This window comes from Mycolicibacterium sp. MU0050, assembly GCF_963378085.1.
GTDB classification, from domain to species: Bacteria; Actinomycetota; Actinomycetes; order Mycobacteriales; family Mycobacteriaceae; genus Mycobacterium; species Mycobacterium wendilense.
This window is the reverse complement of record NZ_OY726395.1, coordinates 178,078-197,246: the sequence shown is the minus strand read 5'-3', so window position 1 is coordinate 197,246 and position 19,169 is coordinate 178,078. Positions and strand designations below refer to the sequence as shown.

Here is a 19,169-nt window from a genome sequence, read left to right as displayed (position 1 = left end):
GCTCACCGCCCGGGCAGCGGCTGATCGAACCCGTTGTCGCGCACCCAGTTGCGGGCGGCCTCGTCGGGATCGATGCCGGCGTTGCCGGAGACCGAGGTGTTCAGTTCGATCAGGGCCTGCGTGGTCAGCGCGGCCGAGACGCCGTCGAGGATCCGTTTGAGGTCGTCCGACATCTTCTGCGCGCTGACCACCGGCACCACGTTGGCGGCCGGGAAGTTGTTCTTCGGGTCGGCGAGCACCACCAGGTTGTGCTGGGCGATCGCCGGCGAGGTGGAGAAGATGTTGGCCGCGGTCACCGTGCCGTCGGCCAGCGCGCGGACGGTGGCCGGGCCCCCGCCGTCGCTGATCGCGACGAAGTTGTGCGGCGCGATGTCCAGGCCGTAGATCTCCTTGAGACCGGGCAACCCCTCGCGGCGGCTGAGGAACTCCGAGGGCGCACCGAACTTGACCTCCGCGGAGTGCGCCGCGAGGTCGCCGATGGACGTGAGGTTCCAGCGTTCGGCCGTCGCCGCGGTGACGGCGACGGTGTCCACGTCGGCGGCCGGCGACGGCGTCAGCATGGCCAGCCCGCCCGGCAGCGCCCGGTGTAGCGCCAGCTCGACCGCCTCCGGGGTGGTGGCGGTGGCCTCGGGGTCGAAGTAGTTCAGCAGGTTGCCGGTGTATTCGGGCACCAGGTCGATCGAATAGTCCTGCAGCGCCGGGATATAGGTCTCCCGGCTGCCGATGCCGAACTGGCGGCCCACGGTGAAGCCGTTGGCCTCCAATGCCTGGGCGTAGATCTCGGCGATGATCTTCGACTCGGGGAAGTCGGCCGAACCGACCACCACCGTCTTGAGGTCACCGGATGCGCTGCCCCCGCCCAGCGGGTTGGAACTGCCGCACGCGCTCGCCAGCAGGGCCACGACAACAGTCAGCACCGCAGCAACCGCCCGCGTGGTCATTCGGCCGACCCTATCCGCCGATTCGGCGATCCGGGAGCATTTGACTCGGCGTGAACACGCCGCACAACTGTTTGCTTCTTTGCCAGAAAGGACAAAGATGGCGGTATGAGCAGTGAACCGACTGTGCCACCGACTCCCGACACCCCGCCGCCCGCGGCGCCGCCGGGACCCGGTGCCGAAACGAAGTTCACCAAGGCCGCCGCCCTCTGGACGGCGCTGATCTTGGGTTTCCTGATCCTTATCGTGTTGCTGATCTTCATCGCGCAGAACACGGCGTCGACGGCGTTCACCTTCCTGGGCTGGCACTGGACCTTGCCGCTGGGGGTCGCAATCCTGTTCGCCGCGGTAGCCGGGGGGCTGATCACCGTCGCCGTCGGCGCGGTGCGGATGTTCCAGCTGCGGCGCGCGGCGAAGCTCAACCGGAAGTTCGGGACAGGCCTCTGACCCGGACCGACCGCGTCGCCTAGCGGCGGCGCTGGTTGCGCGGCAGCAAATCCCAGACGTGCTCGGTCCCGTTGACCTCCGCCACGCTGGCCCGGCCGGTCCGCGAGAACAGCAGCCGTGTCACGGACACGTAGTCGATGGGAAACGACAGCAGCCGGCGCGTACCCAAGATCTCATGCAGCAAGACGTTGATGACGCCGCCGTGGCTGAACACCGCGACCGTGTCCTCGTGGTCGGACGTGGCGACGATGTCGGCGAGTCCGGCGCCGATGCGGGCCCGGAACTCGGCCTCGTCGACGGCGCCCGGCAGGTGCCCGTCGGACATCCGGGCCCAGTCCTCGGGACGTTCGTTGCGGACCTCCTCGATGGGCACATACCCGGGCATGTCCCGGTCGTACTCGGCCAGCCGCGGCTCGATCTCGATGTCGAGGCCGCGGGCGGCGGCCAGCGGTTCGGCCGTCTGCACGGCGCGCCGCTGCGGACTGCTGATCACGCGCGCCACCGGATAGCGGCTCAGCGCCTCCGGCAGGCGCCGGGCCTGCTCCCAACCGGCGTCGGCCAGTTCGGGATCCGACCCCTCACCGTGTTCGCTGCGATTCGGCAGGGCATGCCGGACCAAGAGCAGTTGCATTCCGGTAAACCTCCGCTGGATCCCCGAGTAGTGGTATGCCCGTGCAACGATAAGGCCCATGGGTGGGCGCAGATGCAGGGGTGGTGAGCAGGCATGACCGCACGCAGTGCTTCCGACGAGGGCGCCGTCGGGGAAGTCGAGCGCATTGTCGGTGCCGCCGTCGAGGTGATGCAGCGGGTGGCCCCCGCCACGCCCCGGGTCAGCGACATCGTCGCCGCCGCGAATTCGTCGAACAAGGCCTTCTACCGCTACTTCGCCAGCAAGGACGAACTGTTCGTGGCCGTGATGGAGCGTGGGGTGGCGCTCACGGTGGCCTCGCTGCAACGGCAGATGGCCAAGGAGTCCGATCCGGCGCGCAAGATCGCCCGCTGGGTCGAGGGCGTACTGGAGCAGGTGGCCGACCCGAACCTGCTGAGCACCAGCCGTGCGACCACCGCGCAGATGTCGGCCTCGGCCAACCGCAGCGTCGCCAACAGCGAGATCATGGCCCCGATGCGTGACCTGCTCGCCGAACCCGTTGCCGCGCTGGGACGTTCACCGGCGGACGCCGAATTGGTGTTCCAATGCGCCACGGGCACCATGCGGCGCTACTTCGGCGCCGGGCAGCGTCCCGAGCCCCGGGACATCGAACACGTGGTGAATTTCTGCCTGCGTGGACTCGGCGTCCACCCGGTCAGGGAGTGACGATGTTGAACGCCGGATCCGGCCGGTCCAGCACCTCGGTGAACTGCTGCAACGCCTGAACGTCGCCGTCGACCTGCAGCCCCGGTGAGCTCTGATCGCCCGCGGCCAACGCCAGCAGCCGGGCCTTGCCGGCCAGTCGCAGCGTGGCGGTCGCGCTCGAGGGATTCGCCGGCAGCTTCCGGTGCACCAGCACGCCGTTGCGCAGGGTCAGCCGGTAGTTGACGCCCAGGTCCTCGAAGGTCACGTCGATGGCCACGTCGAGGTGCCAGGCGCGGGGACCGTTGACGCTGATGGCCAGCGCGTCGAAGATCTGCTCCGGGGTCAGCTGCGCCAGCATGGTCGGGGACCCCGACTGGGTGGGGGTGCCGAAGTTGCCGTCGACGAGTTCGGTGGCGCCGGCCAGGAAGAAGTTGCGCCACGGCCCGTTCTCCGCGCCGTAGGCCAACTGCTGCAGGGTGGCCGCATAGAGCTGCCGACCGCCGGGATGTTCGGCGTCGGTGAACATCAAGTGATCCAACAGCGTTGCCGCCCAACGGTAATCGCCGTCGTCGAAGGCGCGCTGGGCGATCTCGACCACCCGGTCGGCACCGCCCATGGCCTCGACGTAGCGCGGACCGATCGCCTCCGGCGGATGCGCCCACAACCGACCGGGGTTTCCGTCGAACCAGCCCATGTAACGCTGGTAGACCGCCTTGACGTTGTGGCTCACCGAGCCGTAGTAACCGCGGGTGTGCCAGGCCCGTTCCAGCGCGGGCGGCATCGGGAAGTCCTCGGCGATCTCGATCCCGGTGTGCCCCTGGTTGAGCAGACGCAGAGTCTGGTCATGCAGGTAGGCGTACAGATCCCGTTGCAGCGACAGGTATTCGACAATGCGCTCGGCACCCCAGGTCGGCCAGTGGTGCGAGGCGAAGACCACGTCGGTGCGGTCGGCGAAGCTGTCCAACGCCTCGGTGAGATAACCCGCCCAAGCGCGCGGGTCCCGCACCAGCGCGCCGCGCAACGTCAGCAGGTTGTGCAGATTGTGGGTCGCGTTCTCGGCCATGCAGAGCGCGCGGAATTGCGGGAAATAGAAATGCATTTCGGCCGGCGCCTCGGTGCCCGGCGCCATCTGGAACTCGATCACCACGCCGTCGATGCTGTGCGTCTCGCCGGTGGTCCTGATGTCGAGGGTCGGCACGATGATGGCAACCTCACCCGTCGACGGCGTCTGTCCCAGACCGCACCCCACCTGCCCGCGCGGCCCGCGCGCCAGTGCCGCGCCGTACATGTAGCCGGCCCGGCGCGCCATCGCGGTGCCGGCGTAGATGTTCTCCTGCACCGCGTGTTCGGTGAACCCCTCGGGCGCGATCACGGCGACCTTGCCGGCATCCACCTCGGCCTGGCTGGTCACGCCCAGCACGCCGCCGAAGTGGTCGACGTGGCTGTGGGTGTAGATGACCGCGATCACCCGACGGTCGCCGCGGTGCTTGCGGTACAACGCCAGTGCCGCCGCGGCGGTCTCGGTGCACACCAGCGGATCGATGACGATGATGCCGGTGTCGGACTCGACGAAGCTGATGTTGGACAGATCCAGCCCGCGCACCTGGTAGATGCCCTCGACCACCTCGTAGAGACCCTGCTTGGCGCAAAGTTGACTCTGCCGCCACAGGCTCGGGTGCACGGTGCTGGGCGCCTCCCCGTCGAGGAAGCCGTAGCTGTCGTTGTCCCACACCACGCGACCGTCGGCGGCGCGGATGACGCACGGTTCGAGCGCGCCGAGGAAGCCGCGGTCGGCGTCGTCGAAATCCCGGGTGTCGTCGAACGGCAGTGTGCCGGCGTGTTCGCGGTGGGCGGCCTCGATGCTCGGGGCGGGTGCGTGCGGGTCCATGACCCCAGTGTGGTCCACCGCGCAACACCGGGACGGAGAACGCCGATTCGCCGCGTCAGGGGTCCGGTGTGCGCGGCAGCGACACGGTGAACACCGTGTCGTTCGGGACGCTGTGCAATTCGATGCGACCCCCATGCGCCTTGACGACGGCGGCCACGATCGCCAGTCCCAGTCCGGTGCTACCGCCCTTGCGGGAGCGCGACGAGTCCCCGCGCGCGAACCGCTCGAACACCTCCGGTTGCAGTTCCGCCGGAATTCCGGGGCCGTTATCCTGCACCGCCACAAGCGCTTCGGTGTCGTCGGCGGTCAGCGCGAGGGTGACGGTGGTCCCGGGCGGGGTGTGCACGCGGGCGTTGGTCAGCAGGTTGGCCAACACCTGGTGTAGCCGGGCGGCGTCGCCGACGACGACCACGGGCTCGTCGGGCAGATCCAGATTCCACTCGTGCTCCGGTCCGGCGACATGCGCGTCGGCGACGGTGTCGACGGCCAGCTGCGAGAGATCCACCTGCTCGCGGTCCAGCGGGCGCCCGGAATCGAGGCGCGCCAGCAGCAACAGGTCTTCGACCAGGTTGGTCATCCGTTCGGTCTCCGAGGACACCCGGCCCATGGCGTGGGCCACCTCGGCCGGCAGGGCGCCGCGGCGCCGTTGGGCCAGTTCGGCGTAACCGCGGATGGCGGTCAGCGGGGTGCGCAACTCGTGACTGGCGTCGGCGACGAATTGCCGCACGCGGGTCTCGCTGGCCTGGCGCGTCGACAGCGCCGCGGAGATGTGGTCGAGCATCCGGTTGAGCGCCGAGCCCATCTGCCCCACCTCGGTGGCGGGATGGATGTCGCGATCGGGCACCCGCACCGGCAGCGCCACCTCGCCGCGGTCCAGCGGCAGGTTGGCCACCTCGCGGGCGGTGGCCGCGACCCGGTTCAGCGGCGCCAGCATCCGACGGGTGATGGCGATGCCCAGGATCGACACCGCGATCAGGACCACCACCGCCACCAGGGCGAAGATCAGCCCCACCCGCAGCATGGTGTCGTTGACCTGCGTCTTCGGCAGCCCGGTCACGATCACGTTGCCGCGACGGTCGGGGAAGGCGAGTACGCGGTAGCGGCCGATGTCGTCGGCGACCACCGTCACCGGGGTGGGTCGAGGGACCACGGAGCTGAGCTGCCGCACCGCCGCGGCGCTGAGTTCGCCGCGCTCCCCCGAGCTGGTCAGCACGCCGGCGGTCACCGTGCCGTCGGCGCCGACCACCGCCGAGATCAGCCCGACCGGCTGTCCCGGCGCATCCAGGAACGACGGGCCGGGGCCGGCGCCGCGGCGCGGAAAATCGGGCGGCGGCGGAGCCGGCGGTGGGAACCGCGACATCATCACCGACCGGTGCGCCGCGTCGAACAGCGCGGAGTCCAGCTGGTCCATCAGGTACTGCCGCAGCGCCAACTCGGTGGCCACGCCGACCACGATGAAGGCCAACGTGAGCAGGAGGACCTGGCCGGCGACCAGCCGGGTGCGCAGCGACCAGGTGCTCGGCGACCGCCAGCGCGGCGACTGCTCGCGCGCTGCCCCGTCCGCAGCGTCAGCCGGCAGGCTTGAGGACATACCCCGCTCCCCGCAGGGTGTGGATCATGGGCTCGCGCCCACTGTCGATCTTCTTGCGCAGGTATGAGATGTACAGCTCGACGATGTTGGACCGACCGCCGAAGTCGTAGCTCCACACCCGGTCCAGGATCTGCGCCTTGGACAACACCCGCTTGGAGTTGCGCATCATGAAGCGCAACAGTTCGAATTCGGTGGACGTCAGCAGGATCGGCTCGCCCGCGCGGGTCACGTCATGGCTGTCCTCGTCGAGGACCAGGTCCCCGACCACGATCTGGGCGCCGCTGTCCTCGGTGGTCACCCCGGTGCGCCGCAGCAGCGCGCGCAGCCGCAACACCACCTCTTCGATGCTGAAGGGTTTGGTCACGTAGTCGTCCCCGCCGGCGGTCAGCCCGGCGATGCGGTCCTCGATGGCGTCCTTGGCGGTGAGCAGCAACACGGGCAGGCCGGGGTGGTCCTCGCGTAGGCGGCGCAGCACGTCGAGCCCGCTCATGTCCGGCAGCATGACGTCGAGAACCACGACGTCGGGCCGGGTGGTGCGGGCCGCGGCGATGGCTCCGGCGCCGTCACCGGCGGTGCTGATCGACCAGCCCTCGTACCGCAGCGCCATCGACACCATCTCGGCCAACACGGCCTCGTCGTCGACCACCAGCACGTTGATGGGGCTGCCATCGGCACGGCACATCACGACACGTTCGGCTGGTGATGAAGTCATGACCGTCAAGTATTTCTGTGTTCAATGGGTCGCCACTGTGCCCATTCTATGAGCCAGCTGTGAAGCCCCTGTTGTCCCTGGACCCGATCCACGCCGGGCCCCCGCTGTGCCAGGATGGCTGGTCATGACCGTCGTTCTGGTGCACGGAAACCCGGAAACCGCCGCCATCTGGGGCCCGCTGATCGCGGCGCTGGACCGCACCGACATCGTCACGCTGTCCCCGCCGGGTTTCGGCGCCCCGCTGCCAGACGGGTTCGGCGCCACCCATCAGGACTACCGCGACTGGCTGGTCAACGAACTGACCGAGCTCGGCGAGTCCGTCGACCTGGTGGGCCACGACTGGGGCGGCGGACACGTCATGAACGCCGTGATCCACCGGCCGGAACTGGTGCGCAGCTGGGCCACCGACGCGCTGGGGCTCTTCGACCCCGAGTACGTGTGGCACGACCTGGCTCAGGTCTGGCAGACGCCCGGCGCCGGGGAGGAACTCGTCGAGCAGATGCTGGGCGGGTCCGTCGAGGACCGCACCGAGAGCCTCGTCGGTCTCGGATTCCCGGCCGATGTCGCCGCCCAGGTGGCCGCGGGGCAGGACGACGCGATGGCCCGGGCCATCCCGTTGCTCTACCGCTCGGCCGTGCCGCCGGGGCTTGACGAGGCGCGCGCCAACCTGCCCAACGCCGCCGCGCGCCCCGGCTTGTCGATCCTGGCCACGGAGGATCCCTACACCGGTAGCGCCGAGTTGCGGCGACGCGCGGCCGAACGGGCCGGGGCCGACACCGCGGTGCTCGACGGGCTCGGGCACTGGTGGATGCTCGAAGACCCGCAGCGGGCCGCGGCCGCGCTGACCGGATTCTGGGATTCGCTGGCCTGACCGACCCGGCCTCAGGCCCCCCTGTTTCAACCAACCGGTAGGTTAAGCACCGTGGATGACCAGGACAAGATCGCCGCGTGGATGGACGCTCAGGGCCTCGGTGAAGGCCCGCTGGAGAACATCGCCGAAATCGGCGGCGGCACACAGAACATCATGATCCGCTTCGAGCGCGCCGGGCGCCCGTACGTCTTTCGACGCGGGCCCCGCCACCTGCGCCCGATCAGCAACAAGGTGATCCTGCGGGAAACCCAGGTGTTGGCCGGACTGGACCAGACCGACGTCCCGCACCCCCGGCTGATCGCGGTGTGCGAGGACACCGACGTGCTCGGCGACGCGGTGTTCTACCTGATGGAGCCCATCGACGGTTTCAACGCCGGCGAGGGGCTGCCGCCGCTGCACGCCGGCGACCCGAAGATCCAGCACGCGATGGGCCTGTCGATGGCCGACGCGCTGGCGCGTCTCGGCGCCGTCGACCATGTGGCGGTCGGACTGGCCGACTACGGCAAGCCGGAGGGCTTCCTGGAGCGGCAGGTGCCGCGGTGGCTGTCCGAACTCGAGTCGTACTCCGCGCTGGAGAACTACCCGGGGCCGCAGATCGGCGACGTCGACGGCGTGGCCCGCTGGCTCGACGAGCGCCGGCCCACCCAGTGGCAGCCCGGCATCATGCACGGCGACTACCACGGCGCCAACGTGATGTTCTCGCACACCGGGCCCGAGCTCGTGGCCATCGTCGACTGGGAGATGAGCACCATCGGCGACCCGCTGCTGGATCTGGGCTGGATGCTGGCGACGTGGCGCTACCCCGGTCAGGACACCGTGCTCGGCCAGGCGTTGATGGAATCCGAGGGCCTGTGCACCCCGGACGAACTGGTGGAGCAGTATGCGCGCAACACCACCCGCGACCTGTCGAACATCAACTGGTACGCCGTGCTGGCCTGCTTCAAGCTCGGGATCATCCTGGAGGGCAGCCACGCTCGCGCGGGAGCCGGCTTGGCGCCCAAGGAAATCGGTGACCATCTGCACACCGCGACGCTGCGGCTGTTCGAACGCGCGGAGCAATTGATCGAAGGAGAACGATGATCGACTTCACCATTTCCGACGAGCTGGCCGCCCTGCGCGACGAGATCCGCTCGTTCGTCACCGAACAGGTGATCCCCTACGAGACCGACCCCCGCCTGACCCGCCACGGCCCCACCGAGGAGCTGCGCACCGAACTGGTGGAGCTGGCCCGCAAGGCCGGCCTGCTGACCTTCCAGGCGCCCAGCCGGTTCGGCGGCCGGGAACCCTCCCACGTCGAGCAGGCGGTGCTGTTCGAGGCGGCCGGCTGGTCGACGCTCGGCCCGGTGGCGCTGAACTGCGCGGCCCCCGACGAGGGCAACATGTTCCTGCTGTCCAAGATCGCCAACGAGGAGCAGGTCTCCGAATTCTTGCTTCCGGTGATCGAGGGCCGGCAGCGCTCGGTGTTCGCCATGACCGAGCCCGACGGGGCCGGCTCGGACCCCAACCAGCTCAAGACCGAGGCCGTGTTCGACGGCACCGACTACGTGATCAACGGCCGCAAATGGCTGATCACCGGGGCCAACGGGGCCCGCACCTGGATCATCATGGCCCGGCTGGCCCCCAACGAGCACGGTCCCGACGGCCCGACGCTGTTCCTGTGCGACGGCCAGACGCCGGGCATCGAGATCGAGCGCGTGATGAACACCATGGACCGCAACTACGTCGAGGGCCACGGTGTCGTGGTGTTCGACAACCTGCGGCTGCCGAAGTCGGCGCTGCTGGGCGAGCCCGGCCAGGCGCTGCGCTACGCCCAGCTGCGACTGGCTCCGGCGCGGCTGACGCACTGCATGCGCTGGCTCGGCGCCGCCTCCCGCGCCCAGGCCATCGCCATCGAACATGCCCGCACCCGAACGGGTTTCGGCAAGCCGCTCGGCGAGCACCAGGGCGTGAGCTTCATGATCGCCGACAACGAGATCGCGCTGCAGCAGTGCCGCCTGGCCATCTGGTGGGCCTGCTGGACGCTCGACGGCGGGGCCAAGGGTCGCCACGAGAGTTCCATGGTCAAGGCGTACGTCTCCGAGGAGCTGTTCAAGGTCGCCGACCGCTGCGTGCAGATCCTCGGCGGCATGGGTATCTCCGACGAAACCCCGGTTGGGATGATCTTCTCCGACATGCGCGCCTTCCGGCTCTACGACGGGCCGACCGAGGTGCACAAGTACGCCATCGCACGTCAGGTACTGAGGAACCCGTCATGACCCACGTCCCCGGGTTCCCCGATCGCAGGGGCGCGACGAGCCCCGATGAGGAGTAAGCACGCCATGTCTGTTCTCGATTCGTTCAAGCTCGACGACAAGGTCGTCATCGTCACCGGCGCCTCGTCCGGGCTGGGGGTGTCCTTCGCCCGGGCCTTCGCCGAGGCCGGCGCCGACGTGGTGCTCGGCGCCCGGCGGGTGGAGAAGATGGCCGACACCGCGGCCCTGGTCGAGGAGACCGGGCGGCGCGCGCTGGCGGTGGCCACCGACGTCGGCGACCCCGACCAGTGCCAGGCGCTGGTGGACGCCGCCGTGGAGAAGTTCGGCAAGGTCGACGTGCTGATCAACAACGCCGGCGTGGGCACCGCGGTGCCGGCCACCCGCGAGACCCCCGACGAGTTCCGCAAGGTCATCGACATCAACCTCAACGGGTCGTACTGGATGGCGCAGGCGTGTGGCCGGGTGATGGGTCCGGGGAGCTCGATCATCAACATCTCCAGCATCCTCGGCATCACCACCGCGCAGCTGCCGCAGGCCGCGTACGCCGCCTCCAAGGCCGGCGTCATCGGACTGACCCGTGACCTGGCCCAGCAGTGGGGCGGGCGCAAGGGAATTCGCGTCAACGCCCTGGCGCCGGGCTTCTTCCTCTCGGAGATGACCGACGAGTACAAGCCCGGGTACCTGGACTCGCAGATGCCGCGGGTGGTGCTGGGCCGCACCGGCGATCCGGCCGAGCTGGCCGCCACCGCGGTCTGGCTGGCTTCTCCCGCGGGTGGTTACGTGGTGGGGCAGACCATCGCCGTCGATGGTGGGATCACGATCGCCTAGGGGCTTCCGGCTCTTTGGGCTCTTCGGCTTCTCGCCGAGGCTGCGCTGAGCGAGGGCGCCTCGCCGAGGCTGCGCTGAGCGTGGGTGGCTCGCCGAGGCTGCGCTGAGCGAGGGCGCTACTCGCACTTTCACGCGCTCAGCGCAGTCTCGGTGAAGGGCCCAATCGAAACTGCGCTCACCGTGCCCGCCACTCGCACGTTCCCGCGCTGAACGCAGCCTCGATGAGTAAACTCGCTCAAAACGCCACTGCGGACCGGCCTTTCGACCAGGCCGGAGTTGATCAGCGATCCGCTGACCGTGGGTGTGAGGTGACGTCTGCGATGTCTCGAAGCTCGCCGAAGACCACACCGTCCGACGGAAGTAGCTTGACAGTCATGTGCTGCCCGGTCTTCTCAATTCCCGAGGCCTGCCCAGCGCAGTATTCGAAAAGGATGCGGACGGCCGCTGCCGCCGGCACTGGTTACCGGAACTGCTGAGCAGTCGGCCGTCCGTGTAGCGGGCCACTTCAGTTGGCCTCGCCGTCGCCAGAACCCGCTCCCCGAAGCAACGTTGACTGCAAATCTTTGACCCCACACGATCTGTGTTACCGTGAGTAACGTACATCTCGCTTGATGTGCTTGAAAATGAAAGAAGTTAAGTAATGGCACAGGGAACTGTGAAGTGGTTCAACGGCGAAAAGGGCTTCGGCTTCATCGCCCCCGATGGCGGCGCGGCTGATGTCTTCGTCCACTACTCAGAGATCGGCGGCAGCGGATTCCGCACGCTCGAAGAGAACGCTCGGGTTCAGTTCGAGGTAGAGCAAGGCCCGAAAGGTCCACAGGCCGTGGGCGTTTCGGCAATCTGACCGAACCTCCAGACTTCAAAGGGCTGTCGCGGCGCAAGCTGCGGCAGCCTTTTTTGGTCCGCGTCCACGCCCACAGCAGGCGACAGGCGACAGGTCACATCCCGCTTCTGGCTCTTTGGTCTCGCACTTCTCGTCGAGGCTTCGCTGATCGTGGGTGCTACTCGCACTTTCACGCGCTCAGCGCAGTCTCGGTGAAGGTTGCAATCGAGACTGCGCACACCGTGGACCCCACTCGCACTTTCACGCGTTCAGCGCAGCCTCGATGAGTGCCCTAATCGATGCTGCGCACACCGTGCCCGGTACCCACACTTTCCCGTGCTCAGCGCAGCCTCGGCGAAGCCTTAGATCGAGGCAGCCGAAAATGGCGCGCTTCCCCGCCTGAGGCGCACCTTGAGTACTTCCACCCATCGATATTCGCCTTACGCTCCAAGCATGCGAAAAGCGTTGCTGGTGGCAGTTCTGTTGATGCTGGTCGGGTGTACCGGGGTCGCCGACCGCAGCGATGAGGCTCGACAAGTGGAGTTGTCACTCAACCTTCTCCACGGCGTCGACAACGCGAGCGTGCGGTACGTCAACGACTTCACCCACGGGACCTTCATCGACATCGGGATCCGATGCGATAACGCCACCGAAGCTCAGATTGCCGCCATCGCCAACGAACTCAACACAATGCTGGGCGAAGACTTCGCCGACCACGACGTGTCCGTCATGTTCTCCCTCGGTCCAAATGTGAGCGTGACGACCGGGCGCGAAGTCGACCCCGAGGCCGTGGCGCGCGGAGCCGGTGAAGTGCGACGGATCGCCGCAGCGCTGACCGCACCGGTCAAGAGCATCAAGTTGCGGCCCGGCGAGGCTGGATCGTCCGTGCGCATCGACGACGCCAGCGACCCGGACCAAGCGGTGAGAGCCGCGGTCCAGACGACCGGCGAAACCGCCGACGCCATCTATGTCTCCGGTGACCGCGACAAGCGCGGCCTGAGGACCTGGGACATCACCGGGCGCATCTCCCTCGCCCAGTTCGATGCCCACAGCCAACAGATTTCCGCGCTGCCCGGCAATGCCTCGTTCGTCAAGATCTCCGACGGACAGTTCGATCAGGTGAACATCGGCCTTCCGGACCGGGCGGGCGCCTACGAGGCGGTAGTGAGCGCCATCGAGACCCTGGGCGCCGGACGCGAACATCCGCTGCGCCTGCTCTGGGGGTGGACCGGGGACACCTCCCGCTACAACGAACCACGGTGGGCCGGCTCCGTCGACGTCGGGGCGTGCCGGGACGGGGTTGACCCCACCAAGCCGGAGAACCTGGTGCCCGAAGCCGCCGCACTGCAGGAACGCATCCGGGCGGAGTTCAACTGTCGGAGCTGAGGCCCCCGGCGCTGTCATTTCAGGCCTCACCCGATAGCCGCGCGACCCCGAACCGCGACGAACGGGCCAGGCCCGAAAACAGGACAGCCTCCCGAGGGGGAGGCTGTCCGCTGAGTGCGCCCGAAGGGATTCGAACCCCTAACCTTCTGATCCGTAGTCAGATGCTCTATCCGTTGAGCTACGGGCGCGTGTATTTAGTTGTGTGGCGGAGGCGAGAGGATTTGAACCTCCGGTCCCCTGTAAGGGGGACAACTCATTAGCAGTGAGTCCCATTCGGCCGCTCTGGCACGCCTCCTTTGAACTTCTCAGAGGTTACCGGACCCGATCTCCGGTACCGGAACCGCCGAGGGCACAGCGTACACAGCCTCACTTATGCTGACCAAATGACCGCCCGTTTACGCACCTTGATGGCCGACCTGCCGGCCTACACACCCGGCAAGACGGTGCCCGGTGCCATCAAGCTTGCCAGCAACGAAACGGTGGACGGTCCGCTGCCGAGTGTCCGCGCGGCGATCAGCCAGGCCGCCGACAGCCTCAACCGTTATCCGGACAACGGTTACGTCGAACTCCGGGAACACCTGGCAAAACACGTCGGCTTTGCGCCGCAGAACATCGCCGCAGGCGCCGGCTCGGTGAGCCTGTGCCAACAGTTGATCCAGATCACCGCGACCGTCGGCGACGAGGTGATGTTCGGCTGGCGCGCCTTCGAGGTTTACCCGTTGCAGGTGCGGGTGGCCGGCGCCACCCCGGTCCCGGTTCCGCTGAAGGACCACACCCACGACCTGGACGCGATGCTCGCCGCGATCACCGACCGAACCCGGCTGATCTTCATCTGCAACCCGAACAACCCGACGTCGACGGTGGTCCCGCCCGCCGACCTCACCCGGTTCGTGGAGGCGGTCCGGCCCGACATCCTGATCTGCATCGACGAGGCCTACGTCGAGTACATCCGCGACGGACTGGTCCCGGACAGCCTCGGGCTGGTGCGCGATCACCCCAACGTCGTGGTGTTGCGGACGTTCTCCAAGGCCTACGGGCTGGCCGGCGCCCGCGTCGGCTACGGCGTCGGCGACCCCGAGATCATCACCGCCCTGGGCAAGGTGTACGTGCCGTTCACCGCGAGCACGCTGGCGCAGGCCGCGGCCATCGCCTCCCTGAACGCCGCCGACGAACTGCTGGCCCGCACCGATGCGGTGGTCGCTGAGCGCACCCGGGTCAGCGCGGCGCTGCGGGCCGCAGGCTATGAGCTCCCCGACTCGCAGGCCAACTTCGTCTGGTTACCGCTGGGCCCCGAGCGCACCGCCGACTTCGTCGAGAAGGCGGCCGACGCGCGCATCCTGCTGCGGCCCTACGGCACCGACGGTGTGCGCGTGACGATCGGGGCACCACACGAAAACGACGCGTTCCTGGCGTTCGCAACCGATTGGATCTGAGATGTCCCGCCTGACCCGCGCCTGCGGGATCGCGCTGATCGCCGCTGGGCTGGTCGGCTGCACGCAGACGACTCCCGGTCAGTTGGCCAAGACCACCGAACCCGTCTCCCCCGATCTGACCTGTTCGGAGTTCGAGATCCTGCCCCCGCAGGACAAGGTGAAGGTGATCAACGAGATCGTCAAGGCTTCGCCCGGGGACCCCTCACTGTTCCTGGTGATGCTGGCCAGCGTGCTGTGCGAACGGGCGCCGGAGCAGCCGGTCAAAGAGGTGCTGCTGCGGCTCCGCTGACCCGGCGGGTTAGCCTCGACAGTTATGGCTGACAGCTACGAATCCCTTGCCGTCGACATCGATGGTCACATCGCGCAGGTGACCCTGCTCGGCCCCGGTAAGGGCAATGCGATGGGTCCGGCGTTCTGGGCCGAACTTCCGGTCGCGTTCGAGGCCCTTGACGCCGACCCGCAGGTGCGCGCGATCGTCCTGACGGGTTCGGGCAGGCACTTCAGCTACGGCCTGGATCTGGCTGCCTCCGGCGACACCCTGGCGCCGATGATGGCCGAGGGCGCGCTGGCCGGTCCCCGCGCGGCCTTCCACCGCCACCTCAAGACCATGCAGCACTCCATCACCGCGGTGGCCGACTGCCGCACCCCGACCATCGCCGCGGTGCACGGCTGGTGCATCGGCGGCGGCGTCGACCTGATCAGCGCCGTCGACATCCGCTACGCCAGCGCCGACGCCAAGTTCTCCGTGCGTGAGGTGAAGCTGGCCATCGTCGCCGACGTCGGCAGCCTGGCCCGGCTGCCGCTGATCCTGAACGACGGGCACCTGCGCGAGTTGGCGTTGACGGGCAAGGACATCGACGCCGCCCGGGCCGAGAAGATCGGTCTGGTCAACGACGTCTACGCCGACGCCGAGGCCACCCTGGCCGCGGCCCGGGCCACCGCGGAAGAGATCGCCGCCAACCCGCCGCTGACCGTGCAGGGCATCAAGGACGTGCTCGACGAGCAGCGCACCGCCCAGGTGGCCGCCAGCCTGCGCTACGTGGCGGCCTGGAACTCGGCGTTCCTGCCGTCGAAGGACCTGTCGGAGGGCATCGCCGCGATGTTCCAGAAGCGGCCACCGGAGTTTAAGGGCGAGTAATCGGCGTCCAGCCGAATTCGGCCTTGGCCTTCGCGTTGGACAGTGGCAGCCAGGTATTGCCCATCGCGAGCGCGGCATACGGGGCTGCGACGGCGAACAGCCGGTTGGGCACCGTCAGCGGCCGCGGTGCGCGCACCCGCGTGGCCAGCGCCCGGATGAAATCGCCGAAGGATTCGGGCCGGTCGTCGACGATGTTGTACAGCTCGCCGCCGCGGCCGCGTTCCACAGCGTCGACGGTGGTGCGGGCCACGTCGTCGATGTGGATGAACGACAACATGCTTCGGCCGCTGGGCACCGGCAGCGCCCAGAACCGCACCATCCGCCGCATCGTCCGCATGTGCGGCACCTCGTCGCCGTAGAAGAAGCCGTACCGCAACACGATCCCGTCGGCGTCCAGCACGCGCTGCTCCATGCCGCGCAGCGCCGTCAACATCGCCTCGCCGCCCGCCGGCGGCGGCATCGGGTAAGGATCGGATTCCTCGAGCAACGCGGGACCGTCGGGCCCGTAGCCGTAGGCGAAGATCACCGACTCGGCCACCACCCGCCGCACCCCGCTGCGGTGCGCCGCGGCCAGCAGGTTGTTCACGCCGTCGCTCCACAACCGCCGCGCGGGCTCGAAATCGCTCAACCGCATCGGACCGCGTTTGGGCAGCGTGGTCAGCAGGGAGACCACCACCTCCGGTCGGTGCTCGGCGAGCACCTCGGTCAGCTGTGCCGCGTCGAAGACGTCGACGACGACGGGACGGGCGCCGGCAGCCGCGATGGTGGCCGTGGCGCCGGGCGCGCGGGTCAGTCCGACGACCTCGTGGCCGCGTGCGACGAGGTCGCGCACCACCGGAATCCCCGGCACGCTGGTGGCGCCTGCGACGAGCACTCGCATCGATGTCCCCCTTTGCCGGCCGTGCCGCGCGTTTCACGCTAGGCCTCCGCGGTGCCGGTACGAAACCCCTCGAGACCTTGTCGGCGCCGACGAGATTGCACGCCGGGCTGTGCCGCGGCTGGGTCCACAGCCCGCACCGCAATCTCGGCCCCGCGGCGCCACGTACCCTGGCTGAGGTGACCGCAGCCGGCAGAATCCGTGTGCCCGCCGACCTGGACGCCGTGACCACCGTGGCCGCCGAGGACCATTCCGGCGTCGACCCCGCCGCCGTCGACCGGATCTGGCAGGCCGCGCGGCATTGGTACGCCGCGGGCATGCATCCCGCCATCCAGGTCTGTCTGCGCCACAACGAAAAGGTCGTGCTGAATCGCGCCATCGGGCACGGCTGGGGCAACGCGCCCGACGACCCGCCAGACGCCGAGCAGGTACTCGCCACCCCCGATACCCCGTTCTGCGTGTACTCCGCGGCCAAGGCGATCGCCAGCACGGTGGTGCACATGCTCGTCGAGCGCGGCGCGTTCTCGCTCGATGACCGGGTGTGCGACCACCTACCGAGCTACACCAGTCACGGCAAGGACCGCACCACCATCCGCCACGTCATGACGCACAGCGCCGGGGTGCCGTTCGCCACCGGCCCCCGCCCGGACCTGCGCCGGATGAACGACAGCGACTATGCCCGGGAGATGCTCGGGCAGCTGAAGCCGATCTACCGGCCGGGGCTGATTCACATCTACCACGGACTCACCTGGGGTCCGCTGATCCGCGAAATTGTTTCTGCGGCAACGGGTCGCAGCATCCGCGACATCCTCCACGAGGAGATCCTGGCGCCGCTGGGGTTCCGGTGGACCAACTTCGGCGTGGCCCCCGACGACGTGCCCGAGGTGGCGCCGAGCCACCCGACCGGAAAGCCGCTGCCGGCGCCCGTGGCCCGCGCCTTCCGGCTCGCCGTCGGCGGCACCATGCAGCAGATCATCCCGTTCAGCAACACCGCGGATTTCCTCACCAGCGTGGTGCCGTCGTCGAACACGGTGTCCAACGCCGCGGAGCTGTCCCGGTTCGCCGAAATCCTTTGCCGGGGAGGCGAACTGGACGGGGTCCGAGTGCTGCAGCCGCAGACCCTGCGGGCCGCGACCGCCCCGGCCCGGCGGCTGCGCCCTGACGTCGCGACCGGCCTGATGCCGATGCGGTGGGGCACCGGTTACATGTTGGGCGACAAGCGGTTCAGCCCGTTCGGGCGGGATACCCCGGGCGCCTTCGGCCACACCGGCCTGGTCGATATCGCGGTGTGGGCCGACCCGCAGCGGTCGTTGTCGGCGGCCGTGGTCAGCAGCGGCAAACCCGGCGGGCACCCGGAAGCCAAGCGCTACCCGGCGCTGCTCAACCTCATCAACGCCGAGATCCCCCGCACCCGCTAGGCGCGATCAACCACGTTGGCCGACGGCGCATTTCGCGCGATCACCAGCGCAACCACGCTCAGGCCCAGCATGAGGACCACCGGCAGCGCGTCGGCGTGGTCGAGGGCCAGGTCGCCGACCACCGCGCCGATCGCGCACGTCGCCACGGCGATGAACGCCGACCCCAGGCCGAGCAGCGCGGCCCGGTCGCAGCTCTCGGCCAGCAGGCTCACCCAGTTCATCGACGCCGCGTAGACCGCCTGGTTGGCCATGGTGGCCAGCAGGAACACCGCGGCGAGCACCCAGCCCGAAGACCACAGTCCCAACAGCTCGGCGGTCAGGCAGCCCGCCGCGGCGGTGAGGCTCATCGCGGCGCTGCCGACCAGCATGCCGCGCACCCCGAACGCGCGGTACACCGCGCGCCACAGGGCGGAACCGACGAGCAGCGCGGCGCTGGAGACCACGATGAGCACCGGCAGGTTGTCCTGTCCCTGGGCGGCACGCAGGCTGTAGAAGGTGCTGCCCAGCGAGACCGGCACGAACACCAGTTGGGTCAGGGCGTAGCGGTGGAACCAGGGCTGGGACCGCGCCGCCCGCACGCCGTCGCCCATGCTGCTCCGCAGCGTCTGCCGGATTGCGGTGGGCGGCACCCGGACCGGGCCGACGAACACCGCGGCGATGCCCGCCGCGGCCAGACCCGCGGCCCCGAACCAGAGCAGCGACATGCCCTGGGTCGCGGCGTCGCCGTGGATCAGGGCCGGGACCACCAGCAGCGTGACCGCGGCCGCCAGCAGCGACCCGGCCGCGCTCTGGCCGAGCAACAGATCGCCGCGCCGCGCATCGGACAGCTGGCCGGAGGCGATGTCGTTGAACGCCACGTTGGACAGCCCCGAGCCCAGGCCCAGCAGCGCCGAGGTGAGCAGCAGCGCGATCGGCATGGTCCCGCCCGTCGTCGACACGGCCGCGGTGGCGCTCACCAGGACCGCCATGGCGGCCACCGTGCCGGCGACCACCAGGTGCCGTTGGCCGCGCGACCAGTGCAGGATGCACGGCGACGCGGCGTTACCGACCGCCTTGCCGATGCAGTACGCGGGGTACAGCAGCGCCGCCAGCCAGGCCATCCCGCGGCCCGCGCACAGGAACGGCAGCACCACCGCGACGTTGCTGAGCTGCGTGCCGGCGCTGTAGAAGGTGCCGTGGGTGATCAGCTGCCCGAACCGGCCCTGCTGCGCGGCGGCGTTCGAAGCCGTCGGGCGAAGCGCGGTGTCCAGGGCTGCGGTCATGGGAAAAACCT

The 19,169-nt window shown here is 68.9% G+C and carries 19 protein-coding genes and 2 tRNA genes; 12 read left to right on the top strand and 9 right to left on the bottom strand.

What is annotated here, in order from left to right; translation table 11 throughout:
- Window positions 1-2 precede the first annotated feature (2 nt).
- Entirely contained in the window at window positions 3-941 is a 939-nt protein-coding gene (locus R2K23_RS00910; RefSeq protein ID WP_316513697.1) for an ABC transporter substrate-binding protein, read from the bottom strand.
- Window positions 942-1,046: 105 nt separating this feature from the next.
- Between R2K23_RS00910 and R2K23_RS00905 the strand changes: the two genes are divergently transcribed.
- The gene (locus R2K23_RS00905; RefSeq protein ID WP_316513696.1) at window positions 1,047-1,385 is read left to right on the top strand and encodes a LapA family protein; all 339 of its coding nucleotides are present in this window, start codon (window positions 1,047-1,049) and stop codon (window positions 1,383-1,385) included.
- A gap of 19 nt (window positions 1,386-1,404) precedes the next feature.
- Here the strand turns inward: R2K23_RS00905 and R2K23_RS00900 are convergent, their stop codons facing one another.
- Window positions 1,405-2,016, bottom strand: a complete 612-nt coding sequence (locus R2K23_RS00900; protein WP_316513695.1) for a histidine phosphatase family protein — start codon at window positions 2,014-2,016, stop codon at window positions 1,405-1,407.
- Between the two features lie 93 nt (window positions 2,017-2,109).
- Here R2K23_RS00900 and R2K23_RS00895 point away from each other — a divergent pair, with 93 nt between their 5' ends.
- Complete coding sequence (locus tag R2K23_RS00895; protein WP_316513694.1) at window positions 2,110-2,700, top strand: TetR/AcrR family transcriptional regulator; 591 nt, start codon at window positions 2,110-2,112, stop codon at window positions 2,698-2,700.
- Here R2K23_RS00895 and R2K23_RS00890 read toward each other — a convergent pair.
- The 3 genes from R2K23_RS00890 to R2K23_RS00880 are packed head-to-tail and all read right to left on the bottom strand — an operon-like array spanning window position 2,690 to window position 6,840.
- A complete protein-coding gene (locus R2K23_RS00890; protein ID WP_316513693.1) occupies window positions 2,690-4,567 on the bottom strand; it encodes an alkyl/aryl-sulfatase in 1,878 nt (625 codons plus the stop codon). The two genes, R2K23_RS00895 and R2K23_RS00890, sit on opposite strands and share 11 nt — an antisense overlap.
- 55 nt (window positions 4,568-4,622) lie before the next feature.
- Window positions 4,623-6,158: a sensor histidine kinase gene (locus R2K23_RS00885; protein WP_316513692.1), complete on the bottom strand. Its 1,536-nt coding sequence runs from the start codon at window positions 6,156-6,158 to the stop codon at window positions 4,623-4,625.
- On the bottom strand, window positions 6,136-6,840 hold the full coding sequence (locus tag R2K23_RS00880; protein ID WP_316517560.1) for a response regulator transcription factor: 705 nt from the start codon (window positions 6,838-6,840) through the stop codon (window positions 6,136-6,138). Before R2K23_RS00880 ends, R2K23_RS00885 begins: the two co-directional genes overlap by 23 nt.
- 154 nt (window positions 6,841-6,994) lie before the next feature.
- Between R2K23_RS00880 and R2K23_RS00875 the strand changes: the two genes are divergently transcribed.
- From R2K23_RS00875 to R2K23_RS00850, 6 genes are all read left to right on the top strand, one after another.
- Entirely contained in the window at window positions 6,995-7,741 is a 747-nt protein-coding gene (locus R2K23_RS00875; RefSeq protein WP_316513691.1) for an alpha/beta fold hydrolase, read from the top strand.
- A gap of 81 nt (window positions 7,742-7,822) precedes the next feature.
- On the top strand, window positions 7,823-8,821 hold the full coding sequence (locus tag R2K23_RS00870) for a phosphotransferase family protein (protein ID WP_316517559.1): 999 nt from the start codon (window positions 7,823-7,825) through the stop codon (window positions 8,819-8,821).
- Window positions 8,818-9,996: an acyl-CoA dehydrogenase family protein gene (locus tag R2K23_RS00865; RefSeq protein ID WP_316513690.1), complete on the top strand. Its 1,179-nt coding sequence runs from the start codon at window positions 8,818-8,820 to the stop codon at window positions 9,994-9,996. Before R2K23_RS00870 ends, R2K23_RS00865 begins: the two co-directional genes overlap by 4 nt.
- 63 nt (window positions 9,997-10,059) lie before the next feature.
- Window positions 10,060-10,821: an SDR family NAD(P)-dependent oxidoreductase gene (locus tag R2K23_RS00860; protein ID WP_316513689.1), complete on the top strand. Its 762-nt coding sequence runs from the start codon at window positions 10,060-10,062 to the stop codon at window positions 10,819-10,821.
- Window positions 10,822-11,461: 640 nt separating this feature from the next.
- A complete protein-coding gene (locus R2K23_RS00855) occupies window positions 11,462-11,665 on the top strand; it encodes a cold-shock protein (RefSeq protein ID WP_316513688.1) in 204 nt (67 codons plus the stop codon).
- A gap of 432 nt (window positions 11,666-12,097) precedes the next feature.
- On the top strand, window positions 12,098-13,030 hold the full coding sequence (locus R2K23_RS00850) for a hypothetical protein (RefSeq protein WP_316513687.1): 933 nt from the start codon (window positions 12,098-12,100) through the stop codon (window positions 13,028-13,030).
- A gap of 115 nt (window positions 13,031-13,145) precedes the next feature.
- Here the strand turns inward: R2K23_RS00850 and R2K23_RS00845 are convergent.
- Together R2K23_RS00845 and R2K23_RS00840 are read right to left on the bottom strand one after the other, a co-directional pair.
- Window positions 13,146-13,218 (bottom strand) — tRNA-Arg (locus tag R2K23_RS00845).
- A 15-nt stretch (window positions 13,219-13,233) separates the two neighbouring features.
- Window positions 13,234-13,325: transfer RNA gene (locus R2K23_RS00840), tRNA-Ser, on the bottom strand.
- Window positions 13,326-13,413: 88 nt separating this feature from the next.
- Between R2K23_RS00840 and hisC the strand changes: the two genes are divergently transcribed.
- Genes hisC through R2K23_RS00825 form a run of 3 tightly spaced genes read left to right on the top strand, consistent with a single transcriptional unit; the run spans window position 13,414 to window position 15,601 of the window.
- On the top strand, window positions 13,414-14,463 hold the full coding sequence (gene hisC, locus R2K23_RS00835; protein WP_316513685.1) for a histidinol-phosphate transaminase: 1,050 nt from the start codon (window positions 13,414-13,416) through the stop codon (window positions 14,461-14,463).
- 1 nt (window position 14,464) lies between these two features.
- Window positions 14,465-14,752 (top strand): hypothetical protein, encoded by a 288-nt coding sequence (locus R2K23_RS00830; protein WP_316513684.1) that lies wholly within the window; start codon window positions 14,465-14,467, stop codon window positions 14,750-14,752.
- A 24-nt stretch (window positions 14,753-14,776) separates the two neighbouring features.
- Complete coding sequence (locus R2K23_RS00825; RefSeq protein WP_316513683.1) at window positions 14,777-15,601, top strand: crotonase/enoyl-CoA hydratase family protein; 825 nt, start codon at window positions 14,777-14,779, stop codon at window positions 15,599-15,601.
- Here R2K23_RS00825 and R2K23_RS00820 read toward each other — a convergent pair.
- A complete protein-coding gene (locus R2K23_RS00820; protein ID WP_316513682.1) occupies window positions 15,588-16,481 on the bottom strand; it encodes an NAD-dependent epimerase/dehydratase family protein in 894 nt (297 codons plus the stop codon). The two genes, R2K23_RS00825 and R2K23_RS00820, sit on opposite strands and share 14 nt — an antisense overlap.
- Window positions 16,482-16,657: 176 nt before the next feature.
- Between R2K23_RS00820 and lipE the strand changes: the two genes are divergently transcribed.
- Window positions 16,658-17,896: a lipase LipE gene (lipE, locus tag R2K23_RS00815; RefSeq protein WP_316513681.1), complete on the top strand. Its 1,239-nt coding sequence runs from the start codon at window positions 16,658-16,660 to the stop codon at window positions 17,894-17,896.
- Here the strand turns inward: lipE and R2K23_RS00810 are convergent.
- Window positions 17,893-19,158 (bottom strand): MFS transporter, encoded by a 1,266-nt coding sequence (locus R2K23_RS00810; RefSeq protein WP_316513680.1) that lies wholly within the window; start codon window positions 19,156-19,158, stop codon window positions 17,893-17,895. The two genes, lipE and R2K23_RS00810, sit on opposite strands and share 4 nt — an antisense overlap.
- Between the last annotated feature and the right edge of the window lie 11 nt (window positions 19,159-19,169).